9 protein-coding genes are annotated in these 10,973 nt (G+C 73.3%); 2 read left to right on the top strand and 7 right to left on the bottom strand.

Annotation, left to right across the window (positions count from 1 at the left end; genetic code table 11):
- Positions 1–172: 172 nt before the first annotated feature.
- Entirely contained in the window at positions 173–1,159 is a 987-nt protein-coding gene (locus tag ABT127_RS25530; RefSeq protein ID WP_351454340.1) for a GlxA family transcriptional regulator, read from the bottom strand.
- 71 nt (positions 1,160–1,230) lie between these two features.
- Between ABT127_RS25530 and ABT127_RS25525 the strand changes: the two genes are divergently transcribed.
- Positions 1,231–2,568 (top strand): MFS transporter, encoded by a 1,338-nt coding sequence (locus ABT127_RS25525; protein WP_351454338.1) that lies wholly within the window; start codon positions 1,231–1,233, stop codon positions 2,566–2,568.
- A gap of 70 nt (positions 2,569–2,638) precedes the next feature.
- Here ABT127_RS25525 and ABT127_RS25520 read toward each other — a convergent pair whose 3' ends face one another.
- Positions 2,639–3,247: a flavin reductase family protein gene (locus ABT127_RS25520; protein ID WP_351454368.1), complete on the bottom strand. Its 609-nt coding sequence runs from the start codon at positions 3,245–3,247 to the stop codon at positions 2,639–2,641.
- A 127-nt stretch (positions 3,248–3,374) separates the two neighbouring features.
- On the opposite strand from ABT127_RS25520, the gene ABT127_RS25515 reads away from it, so the two are divergent.
- On the top strand, positions 3,375–3,854 hold the full coding sequence (locus ABT127_RS25515) for an HPP family protein (protein ID WP_351454335.1): 480 nt from the start codon (positions 3,375–3,377) through the stop codon (positions 3,852–3,854).
- Positions 3,855–3,877: 23 nt separating this feature from the next.
- On the opposite strand, the gene ABT127_RS25510 is transcribed toward ABT127_RS25515, so the two are convergent.
- From ABT127_RS25510 to ABT127_RS25490, 5 genes are all read right to left on the bottom strand, one after another.
- A complete protein-coding gene (locus ABT127_RS25510; protein WP_351454332.1) occupies positions 3,878–4,681 on the bottom strand; it encodes an enoyl-CoA hydratase/isomerase family protein in 804 nt (267 codons plus the stop codon).
- Between the two features lie 168 nt (positions 4,682–4,849).
- Positions 4,850–7,072, bottom strand: a complete 2,223-nt coding sequence (locus tag ABT127_RS25505; RefSeq protein WP_351454329.1) for an acetate--CoA ligase family protein — start codon at positions 7,070–7,072, stop codon at positions 4,850–4,852.
- 209 nt (positions 7,073–7,281) lie between these two features.
- Positions 7,282–7,926 (bottom strand): glyoxalase, encoded by a 645-nt coding sequence (locus ABT127_RS25500; RefSeq protein ID WP_351454327.1) that lies wholly within the window; start codon positions 7,924–7,926, stop codon positions 7,282–7,284.
- 105 nt (positions 7,927–8,031) lie between these two features.
- Positions 8,032–9,558, bottom strand: a complete 1,527-nt coding sequence (locus tag ABT127_RS25495) for a flavin monoamine oxidase family protein (protein WP_351454324.1) — start codon at positions 9,556–9,558, stop codon at positions 8,032–8,034.
- A gap of 154 nt (positions 9,559–9,712) precedes the next feature.
- Entirely contained in the window at positions 9,713–10,870 is a 1,158-nt protein-coding gene (locus tag ABT127_RS25490; protein WP_351454321.1) for a flavin-containing monooxygenase, read from the bottom strand.
- Positions 10,871–10,973: the final 103 nt, after the last annotated feature.

The following is a 10,973-nucleotide window of genomic DNA, read 5'->3' as shown; positions in this document are numbered from 1 at the left end:
GGTGGGTGGCCCGGTGGCAGGGGTTGGGGTGACGCCGACCTTGTCCGGGGGGGTCGGTGGGGGCTGGCCGCGCTGTCCCCCGCGCCCCTGACAGGCCTGCGGCCTTCAGGGGCGCGGGGAACTGCGCGAGAAGCGGCCGCCGGGCCGCGGACGAACGACGACCCGGGGCGGATCAGCCCGTGGCGCGGAAGGTGCGGCGGTATGCCGTGGGCGTGACCCCGAGAGCCGCCTGGAGGTGCTGCCGCATGGACTGGGCCGTGCCGAAGCCCGATTCGGCGGCGACCTGGTCGACGGAGAGCGACGAGGACTCCAGCAACTGGCGGGCCCGCTCGACGCGTTGCCGGGTGAGCCACTGACCGGGGCTGACCCCGGCCTCCTCCCGGAAGCGCCGGGTGAAGGTGCGGACCGACATGGCCTCCTGTTCGGCCATGTCGCGCAACTGGATCGGCTCGTGGAGATGGGCCAGGGCCCACGCGCGCGCCGCCACGGTGGTCGCCAACTGGGGCTCGGGCACCGGACGTTCGATGTACTGGGCCTGCCCGCCGTCACGGTGCGGCGGGACGACGGTGCGCCGGGCCACGTCGTTGGCGACGGCCGCGCCGTGGTCGCGGCGCACGAGGTGCAGGCAGAGATCGATCCCGGCGGCGACCCCCGCCGAGGTCAGGATGTCGCCGTCGTCGATGAACAGCACGTCGGGGTCGACCCGCACCGCGGGGAACATCCGCTGGAACGCGTCGGCGTCCGCCCAGTGCGTGGTCGCGGGCCGCCCGTCGAGCAGCCCCGCGGCGGCCAGCACCCAGCTGCCGGTGCAGATGGAGACCAGCCGGGTCCCGGGCCGGATCCGGGCCAGCGCCGCCGCGAGATCGGGGGTCAGGCGCCCCTCCTCGTACACCGGGCCCAGCTCGTAGGAGGCCGGGACCAGCACCGTGTCCGCCGTCGCCAGCGCCTCGGGGCCGCGCTCGACCAGGATCGAGAAGTCCGCGTCCGTCCTGACCTGCCCGGCCGCGCGGACTCCGCAGGTCTGCACCTCGTACAGCGCCTCGCCCGAGGAGCCGCGGGCACGGCCGAAGATCCGCTGCGGGATGCCGAGTTCGAAGGGGATCACGCCGTCGAGGGCGAGCACGACGACTCGGTGCCGGGGGGCCGGTGAGGCGGTCATGGCCCGATTCTAGCGAATGCTGTCATTCGGGCCACTGGTCCGGCCGGTACGGGTGCCCGAAGCTTTCTGTCGTGACCACGACGCAGACATCCGAACCCCTCGACGCCCCCGCCGGGACCACCGCCGGACGGCCGGGCTCCCGCTGGGCCTGGGCCGCCGCCGCGGTCACCTTCGTGACGATCATCGGTGCCGCCGCCTTCGCCTCGCTGCCGGGCCTGCTCATCGAGCCGCTGCACGCACCGGTCACCCAGGGCGGCTTCGGCTGGTCGCGCGGCACGATCGGCTTCGCCGTGTCCGTGAACCTCGCGCTGTACGGGCTCACGGCGCCGTTCGCCGCCGCGCTCATGGACCGCTTCGGCATACGCAAGGTCGTCGCGATCGCGCTGAGCGTCATCGCGCTCGGCTCGCTGCTGACCGTGTGGATGACGGCGGCCTGGCAGCTCGTCCTGTTCTGGGGCGTGCTGGTCGGCCTGGGCAGCGGTTCGATGGCGCTGGCCTTCGCCGCCACCGTCACCAACCGGTGGTTCGTCGCCCGGCGCGGACTCGTCACCGGGATCCTCACCGCGGCCGGCGCCTCCGGGCAGCTGGTCTTCCTGCCGCTGCTGTCCTGGATCGTGGAGAAGCACGACTGGCGGCCCGCCGCCGTCACCGTCGCGCTCGCGGCGCTCGCCGTGGTGCCGTTCGTGTGGCTGCTGCTGCGCGACCACCCGGCCGATGTGGGCGTACGTCCGTACGGCTCCGAGGTGTTCGTGCCGAAGCCCGCGCCGGTGACGGGGGCCGCGCGGCGGGCCGTGGGCGTCCTCCTCAAGGCGGCGCGGACCGGTCCGTTCTGGCTGCTCGCCGGCACCTTCGCGATCTGTGGCGCCTCCACGAACGGGCTGGTCAAGACGCACTTCGTGCCCGCCGCGCACGATCACGGGATGCCGGTGACCGCGGCGGCGTCGCTGCTCGCCGTCATCGGGGTCTTCGACGTGGTCGGGACGATCGCCTCCGGCTGGTTCACGGACCGGTTCGAGGCGCGGCGTCTTCTCGCCGTGTACTACGCCCTGCGCGGCGTCTCCCTGGTCTTCCTGCCGATGCTGCTCGCGCCGTCCGTCCATCCGCCGATGCTGTTCTTCATCGTCTTCTACGGGCTCGACTGGGTCGCGACGGTTCCGCCCACCATCGCGCTGTGCCGGGAGCACTACGGGGAGGACAGCGCGATCGTGTTCGGGTGGGTGCTGGCTTCGCACCAGGTGGGGGCCGCCGTGGTGGCGTTCCTGGGCGGGGTGGCCCGGGACGTCTTCGGGGAGTACGACGTGGTGTGGTACGCGTCGGGCGGGCTGTGCGCGGCGGCCGCGCTGATGGCTCTGGTGATCCGGAGGGGGGCCGGGGCTGATTCCCGGGCTCCGGGTCTGGCGGTCGGCTGACGGCCGGTGGCCGCTTCTCGCGCAGTTCCCCGCGCCCCTGGGACGAGCTCCGCTCGCCCAGGGGCGTGCGTCAGTCTTCCAGTGTGGCGAAGTGGCCCCGGTGGAAGAGGAGAGGGGACTCGGGGGTGGCCGGGGTGCCCAGGGACGTGATGCGGCCGACCACGATCAGATGGTCGCCCCCGGTGTGCACGGCGTGGATCGTGCAGTCGATCCAGGCCGCGGCGCCGTCGATCCGGGGCGCCCCGGACACCGGCGCCGCGTCGTACTCCACCCCCGCGAACTTGTCGGCCCCGCTCACCGCGAACCCCCGGCACAGTTCGCTCTGGGCGGCGGCGAGGACGTTCACGCAGAAGGCGCCGGCGCGGGCGATCCGGGGCCAGGTCGTCGACGTACGGGCCACCATGAACGCCACCAGCGGCGGATCCAGGGAGAGCGAGGCGAAGGACTGACAGGCGAAACCGGCGGGACCGTCGGGGCCCGGCGCCGTGATCACGGTCACCCCGCTCGCGAAGGTGCCGAGCACCCGGCGGAACTCGGCCGCGTCGACCGGCGCCCGCTCGTCGTCGCCGACGGCGCGCAGGTCCGGGCGGGGCAGCGCCTCCACGGGCCCGGACGAGGTGGGGGAGCCGACGGACCTGAGGTACCGGACGACAGTGGCCGCCATTCCTGCGTGTCCCATCATGGCCCCATTGAAACTGACGGCCCATCAGATAGGAAGGGGTGTGCCGGAGAGGCAAGAGATTCCGGTTTCAATCAACAATCTGTTTATGCTCGGCGGGACCCGCCGATCTGCCCGGAGTACCCGAGTGACCACCCCGCCGCCCCGCCCGCACCCCCTGCACGCCCTGCGCGCCACCACCTTCGCGATCGGCGCCCTGCTGCTCCTGGCCGGGGTCGGGGTCCTGCTCCACCAGCCGCTGCTGATACCCCCGCTCGCGGCCAGCGCCGCCCTGGTGCACGGTGCGCCGGGGCTGCCGATCTCCCAGCCGCGCAACCTGGTCGGCGGCCAGCTCCTCGCCGCCTGCGTCGGCTTCGCCACCCACGCCGTGACCGGCAGCACCACCTGGGGCGCCGCCGTCGCGGCCGGGCTGTCGCTGGGCGCGATGATGCTGACCCACCTGTCGCACTCGCCGGCCGCCGCGACCGCCGTGATCGTGGTCCTGCAGGGGCCGTCACCGTGGCCGTTCCTGCCGCTCCTCGCGCTCGCCGCGGTGCTGCTCGTGGCCATCGGGATGCTGCCGGGGCGGATCGGTGGTCACGCGGTGCGGTATCCGCTGGCCTGGTGATCCGGGGTCCGCGCGGCCGGGTGCTACCTGCCCTCGTACGTGGGTGAGCGCCGCTCCACGAAACTCGCCACGCCCTCCTGCGCGTCCCGCGTCGTCATGTTGATCTCCTGGGCCGTCGCCTCCGCCGCGAAGGCGGTCGCGCGGTCGCTGTCCAGGGAGGCGTTCACCAGCTGCTTGGTGAGGGCGTGGGCCCGGGTCGGGCCGGTGGCCAGCCGCTCGGCCCACTCGCGGGCCGTCTTCGCCAGGTCGCCGTCCGGGACGACCCGGTTGACCAGGCCGAGGGCCTGGGCGTCGGCGGCCGGGACCGCGTCGCCGAAGAACATCAGCTCCTTGGCGCGCTGGGGGCCGATCAGGCGGGGCAGCAGATAGGCTCCGCCGCCGTCCGGGACCAGGCCGCGGCGGGCGAACACCTCGATGAAACGGGCCGACTCCGCGGCCAGGACCAGGTCGCAGGCCAGGGCCAGGTGGGCGCCGATGCCGGCGGCGGTGCCGTTGACGGCGGCGATCACCGGTTTCTCGCAGTCGAGGATCGCGGTGATGAGGCGCTGGGCGCCCTGGCGGATGGTGCGGGCCACGTCGCCGGGGATCCGGTCCGTGGTGGTGGGGGCGCCTCGTAGGTCGGCGCCCGCGCAGAAGCCCTTTCCGGTGGCGGTGACGACCACTGCGCGGAGGGTGGGGGTGGTGGTGGCTTCGCCGAGCAGGGTGATGATGCGTTCGCGCTGGTCCCAGGTGACGGCGTTCATGGCCTCCGGCCGGTTGAGGGTGATCCAGGAGACGCCGTTCTCGATGCGGTGCAGTACCTGTCGGTCCAGGGGTGCGTCTGCCATACCGGGTCCGTTTCGGTTCGGGTCGGATGGGGGGCTCGTTGGTCGGGTGCGCCACCGTCGTGGCTGGTCGCGCAGTTCCCCGCGCCCCTGACAGGCCTGCGGCCTTCAGGGGAGGCTGCGCGCAGCGCATGCCTCAGGGGCGCGGGAACTGTCCCGGCAAGGGGCTCGTCACCGGCACACGGCCAGCGCGTCCAGTGCCACGGCCCCCTGCCCCCGCGGCAGCACCATCAGCGGATTGATGTCCAGCTCGGCCAGCTCGGAGCCGAGTTCGAGGGCCATGCGCTGCACCCGCAGGACGACCTCCACCAAGGCGTCGATGTCCGCCGGAGGCGCCCCCCGGACCCCGTCCAGCAGCGCCCGCCCCCGCAACTCGTCGAGCAGCGCCCGGGCCTGGTCCTCGCCGAACGGCGGCACCCGTACCGCGGTGTCCCGCAGGACCTCGACCAGGACCCCGCCGAGCCCCACCGTCACGGTCGGCCCGAACAGGTCGTCGTGGGTGACGCCGACGACCATCTCCACGCCGCGCTCGACCATCTGGCAGACGAGGACCCCGTCCAGGTCGATGTTCTCGTACCGGGCGATGTCGGTGAGCTCGCGATAGGCGTCCCGCACCTGGCTGGCCGAGGTCAGGCCGACCTTGACCAGGCCCAGTTCGGACTTGTGGGCGAGCTGCGGCGCCGACGCCTTCATGACGACGGGGTAGCCGACGAGCGAGGCGGCGCGGACGGCCGCCGCGGCGCTGGTGACCAGCTGCTCGCGCGGGACGCGGATCCCGTACGCGCGCAGCAGCTGCTTCGCCGCGTGCTCGCTGAGCTGGTGCCCGGGGCGCATCAGGTTCTGCGCCTTGCGGAAGGACGGCGAAGGACCGCGCGGGGCGTCCTCGAACGGGGAGCGGTAGGCGGCCGTGAAGCGGTGGTGGTCGAGATAGGCGCGGACGGCCCCGATGCAGTTGCCGAACGTACGGAAGGTCGCGACCCGCGAGGAGCCGAGCAGCGTCTGGCGGTACGCGGCCTCGGTGCCCACCGGCGAGCCCCACACCACGCAGATCAGCTTGTCCGTGCGCTCGGCCGCGTCGGCCAGGTCCCGTGCCAGCTTGTCGCTCATCGGCGGGAACGGGCCCGTGATCGGACAGATCAGCACCCCCACCGACGGATCGTCGAGGATCGCGTCGATGATCTTCGGGCCGCGCCAGTCGCCGACCGGGTGCCCGCCGTTGTCGACGGGGTTGGCGACGTTCAGGTACTCCGGTATCCACTGGTGCAGCTCCGCCTGCTTGGCGGTGGAGAGGGCGGGGAGGGTGAGCCCGGCCGCCGTGGCGAGGTCGGAGAAGTGGGCGCCGGTGCCACCGGAGATGGAGTAGACGACCACGCCGTCGGCCGTCGGCGGCTTGCCGCGGGCCAACAGGGCGGCGGTGTCCTGGAGTTCGTCGAGACCGTCGACGCGGATCACGCCGAACTGCCGCATGGCCGCGTCGACGACCGTGTCCGCCCCGGTCAGCTTCCCGGTGTGGGAGGCGGCGGTGCGGGCGCCGGTCTCGGTGCGGCCCACCTTCACGGCGACGACCGGCACGCCCTCGCGGGCCGCCCGGTCCGCGGCGAGCAGGAAGGAGCGGCCGTCCTTGAGCCCTTCCACGTAACAGGCGATGGCGCCGACCTCGGGCCGCTGGGCGAAGTACGAGATGAAGTCGGCGGTCTCCAGGTCGGCCTCGTTGCCCGTGGGCGCCCAGTGCGAGAGCCGGATGCCCAGCTCCTGGAGGGTGAAGACGGGCCGGCCCTGGTGGCCGGACTGGGTGATCAGGGCGATCGCCGGTCCTTCGAGGTCGTCGCGGAACTCCTCGAAGGCGTTGAGGTTGGTGTTGGGGCCGAGCAGGCGCAGCCCCGAGCGCTCGACGGCCGCCGCGAGACGGGCCTGCGCCGCCGCGCCCTCCTCGCCGGTCTCGGCGAACCCGGAGGCGAAGGCGACGGCGAACTTCACCTTCGTATCCGCGAGTTGCTCGATGACGGGCAGCGGATCGGCGATCAGCAGCACCGCCAGGTCCACCTGCTCCGGCAGGTCCGCGACCGACGCCGAGCAGGGCAGCCCGAAGACGGCCGCGCGGGTCGGATGCACCGGGTACAGGCGGGCCCCGACCCGCTCGGCCCAGGCCATGAGCTGCCGGGTGATCCCGGTGTTGGGCCGCCCCTCGGTGTCCGAGGCGCCGACGACGGCGACGGACTCGGGCCGGAAGAACCGGTCCAGGTCCACCACGTCGGCGTGCAGCGGGCGGCCGCTGACATCCACGTCCTCGGAACCGGCCCTGCCGTGCACGGCAGGGCCGGGCTGCTCTCCGCAGGCGATCACGCGGGCCCGGCGGGAGTCGGTGGTCAGGGTGCCGTACGTCGATCCAAGCATCGCTCCGCCCGCTCCTCCTGTGTGACAGCAACGACAGCAGCGGCTGAGGCCCTGAGACTCCGGGCCTTAACTGACGCACTGTCAGATTACTGAACTGACGCTCCGTCAGGAACAGGGCTGCAGGCAAAGGCTGGGGCGGGTGCTCGTGTCGATCTCTGCCCGGCGGGCGCGGAGTTCAGTGCGGGGGCGCGGGAGTCACCACGGGAGCTTCACTTCTCGCCCTCCCAGACGTACCCGTCCAGGTCGCTGAAGGAGGCGCCCGTGCCGTTGACGACGAGGTGGTGCGCGCCCGTGCCGTCGTCCTCGACGCCGAGGTCCTTGGCCAGGCCGCGGCGCTTGTAGAGCGCCAGCTTGACGGGGCCGCTGCCGGGGGCGAACTCGGCGTACTTGCCGCCGAAGCTCTTGGCCACGCTCAGGCCCCGCTCGACGTAGAACTTCTTGGTGGCCTTCACGTCCTCGACGCCGAGCAGCAGGACGAAGTCGTCGATCTCGCGGGTGGCCGGGCCGGTGTCCTTCTTCGCGGAGGTCGCGACCTTCCAGATGGTGCCGTCGGGCGCCCGGAGCACTCCGCCGTAGCCCCACAGGGACTTCGTGGCGGGCTTGAGGACCGTGGCTCCGGCGTCCACGGCGGCGCCGACGAAGCCGTCGACGGTGGCCGGACCGGAGACCGTGAGCGCCAGGGTGAAGCCGCGGAAGCCGTCGGCGGACGCCTCGGCCGCCTCGGACGCCCGGAGGCGGACGTACGTGTCCACGCCGAAGGCGCGGTAGAAGGCGGTGGCGGCCTCGAGATCCGCCACCTCGAGGGTGACGGAAGCGAGGGACGTGGGGGCTGTGGTGGAAGCGGTGGTTGCCATGCCTGTGACGCTAGGCCCGGCACGGCCGCCACCGCTTCTCGAATCCTGACCGCTTGCCGCGGGATCCCTACAGGACTCCGGGATCCCCGCAGGACCGCGGGATACCTACAGGGCCGCGGCCACCTCCTTGGCCACCCGCTCCCCGGAGCGCACCGCCCCGTCCATGTACCCGCACCAGTACGCCGACGTCTCCGTCCCCGCCCAGTGGATCCCGCCCACGGGCGTGCGCAGCGCGGCGCCGTACTGGGTGAGCACGCCGGGCGGCGCGTAGGCGACCGGGCCGCCGCGCGAGAAGCCCTCGTTGTCCCAGCGCTGGAGGACGAAGCCGGTGGGGCTCGCGGCCTTCTCGCCGAAGTACGCCACGTAGTCCTTCAGCACCGCCGCCTTCACGTCGGCCTCGGACGCCCCGTCGAACGCGCGCATCCGGTCGGCCTCGATGAACCCCATCAGCGCGCCGTAGGAACCGTCGGGCGGCGAGTTGTCGAAGGACGAGCGGACGGTGCCGGTGTCGCTGACGACCTGCCCGTTGAGCCCGTCCGCCCGCCAGAACGGGGTGTCGTACACCGCGATCGCCTTGCCGATCGACCCCATCGGGAGCCGCTGGGCGAGCTGGTCGCGGGCGGCCGGGAGGAGCGGGTCGAAGTCGATGCGGGCCGCGAGCGGCGGCGGCACCGCGACCACGACACGGCTCGCGGTGACCGTGACGCCGTCGGCGGTGAGCGTGTACCGGCCGCCTCCGCCCCGGGTCACCTTCCGCACGGGGGAGGAGAGCCGGACCGTCTCGCCCAGACGTGCCGCGAGCTTCAGCGGGACCTGCTGCGAGCCGCCGACGAAACGGGTGGCCTGCGCGCCGTCCGCCGTCTCCGTGAGGCGTTCGAGGGTGCCCGGCGTCGACTCGTTGCCCGCGCTCGCGATGTAGAACAGGACGTAGAGCAGGGAGAGTTCACGCGGCTGCGCCGAGAAGACCGAGGTGCAGGCGACCTCGATGAGGAAGCGGGCCGAGGGGATCACGGCGTTCGCGCGCAGCCAGGTCTCGAAGGTCTGGCGGTCCCACTCCTCGGCCTTCGGCGCGGTCCAGGGCGCCTCGACCGGGACCTTCTTCGCCATGTCGTCGAGCAGCGCCTGCACGGCGGCGGCGTTGGCGAGGCCCGCCGCGTCGATCGGCGGGACGGAGCCGAGGAGGCCGTCGGTGGCGTACGGGGTGCGCTTGCCGTCCTTGTAGAGGACGTTCTTGCCGGTGTTGTACGTCGGGAAGGTCTGGACGCCGAGGTCGGCGGCGAGGGCCCTGATCCGGTCCTGGGTGGGGCCGATGAACTCGCCGCCGCCCTCCGTGGTGCCGCCGTTCGGCAGCTTCAGATTGACGACCCGGCCGCCGACCCGGTCCCGCGCCTCCAGGACCAGGACCTTCTTTCCGGCGGCGGTCAGGTCGCGGGCGGCGGTGAGGCCCGCGAGGCCGGCGCCGACGACGGCGACGTCGACGTCATAGGTGTCGGCGGTGTCGGCGGTGGCGGCGGTGTCCGCGGCGCGGGCCGTTCCCGTGCCGGTGGCCAGGAGGGTGGTGGCCGCGGCGCCGCCCAGGAGGGCGCGGCGGCGGGTGAGGTCCTTGCTGAGCGGGTGTCTTTCGCGTGGCATGGCGTTGTACTCCGTCTCGCTCGGGTGGACGTTCTTCGTGTGCGGGTCTCGTCGTGGCTGGTCGCGCAGTTCCCCCCGCCCCTGAAGCGAGCTCCGCTCGCCCAGGGGAGGCTGCGCGACCGGCCCCCGCCGGCCGTCAGTCGGCGTACGGACCTCAGGGGCGCCTGGCCACCGCCCTGCCGATGCGGTCGGCGTCGCGGGCCATCTCGCGGAACATGCCGGAGATCGGGTTCGTGTAGCCCTGGAAGTACAGGCCCGGCAGCGGGTGGGGGGTGCGGGGGCGCCCGGTCACCGGATCCAGCACGTCGCCGAGGTGGCCGACGAGGTTCTCCAGCCCCTGGCGGTAGCCGGTCGCCGCGATCACCGTGTCGGGGGTGAGGCGGGTGCCGTCGGCGAGCACCACCGCGTCGCCGTCGAACGACTCGACCGCGGCCACCGGCTCGACCTTCCCGCGCTGGACGGCGTCGATGAGCCCGACGTCCTGGACCGGGATGGACCCGTCCCGCACCCGCGAGTACAGGCCCGTGTCCGGCCGCGGCAGACCGTGGGCGGAGAGGTCGGGGACGCTCAGCTTCCCCAGCGGTTCGGCCAGCCGGTCCACCAGGGACACCGGCAGCCGGCGGCAGAGGATGCCGGTGAGCTGGGCGGGCCAGCCGAGCGTGGAGCGGCGCACGATGTGCGGGGCGGTGCGCACGGCGAGCCGGACCCGGGCGGCGCCGCCCTCGGTCAGGTCGACGGCGATCTCGGCGCCGGTGTTGCCGACGCCGACGACGAGGACGTCCTGCCCGGCGTAGGGGGCCGGACTGCGGTACTCGCCCGCGTGCAGGAGCCGGCCGGTGAACTCCGCCCTGCCGGGCCAGTCGGGCAGGCGCGGGGTGTGGTTGTAGCCGGTGGCGACGACGACGGTGTGCGACGTCAGCTCGCGGCCGCCGGTGGCCCGCAGGTGCCAGCCGGAGTGGTCGGCGGAGCGCTCGACGCGCGTCACCTCGACGCCGGTCACCACCTCCAGGTCGTGGAACTCGGCGTACTTCTCCAGGTACCGCACGACGTCGTCGCGGGAGACCCAGCGGCCGAAGCGGCGCGGGATGGGCAGGCCGGGCAGCGCGGACAGGCGGCGCGTGGTGTGCAGGTGGAGGCGGTCGTAGTGGGCGCGCCAGGAGGCCCCGACGCGGTCCGACTTCTCCAGCACGACGGCGCGCACGCCGTGTGCCTTCAGGCTCGCGGCCGCGGCCAGGCCGCCCGGGCCGCCGCCGATGACGTACACCGGGGGGCGCTCGTGGCTGCGGGCCGGCGTGGGGTGGGCGTCGGTCATGAGCGGAGCGTAGACATACGTTCCGTTTGATGGGGTCCGGTCAAAGAGGAAACCGGTTGCGGATTGATCACGGGGTTTCCGGGCCGCTCGCGCCCTTGCGGGC

Origin of the sequence: Streptomyces sp. NPDC001904 (genome assembly GCF_040297005.1) — a bacterium.
Lineage (GTDB): Bacteria > Actinomycetota > Actinomycetes > Streptomycetales > Streptomycetaceae > Streptomyces.
This window is presented reverse-complemented; position numbering and strand designations above follow the sequence as displayed.

Excerpts from the sequence above, each read along its gene's own strand:
- ABT127_RS25505 (WP_351454329.1), bottom strand. The coding sequence starts at position 7,072 with ATGCTTGGATCGACGTACGGCACCCTGACCACCGACTCCCGCCGGGCC.
- ABT127_RS25500 (WP_351454327.1), bottom strand. The coding sequence starts at position 7,926 with ATGGCAACCACCGCTTCCACCACAGCCCCCACGTCCCTCGCTTCCGTC.
- ABT127_RS25510 (WP_351454332.1), bottom strand. The coding sequence starts at position 4,681 with ATGGCAGACGCACCCCTGGACCGACAGGTACTGCACCGCATCGAGAAC.
- ABT127_RS25530 (WP_351454340.1), bottom strand. The coding sequence starts at position 1,159 with ATGACCGCCTCACCGGCCCCCCGGCACCGAGTCGTCGTGCTCGCCCTC.
- ABT127_RS25495 (WP_351454324.1), bottom strand. The coding sequence starts at position 9,558 with ATGCCACGCGAAAGACACCCGCTCAGCAAGGACCTCACCCGCCGCCGC.
- ABT127_RS25520 (WP_351454368.1), bottom strand. The coding sequence starts at position 3,247 with ATGGGACACGCAGGAATGGCGGCCACTGTCGTCCGGTACCTCAGGTCC.
- ABT127_RS25490 (WP_351454321.1), bottom strand. The coding sequence starts at position 10,870 with ATGACCGACGCCCACCCCACGCCGGCCCGCAGCCACGAGCGCCCCCCG.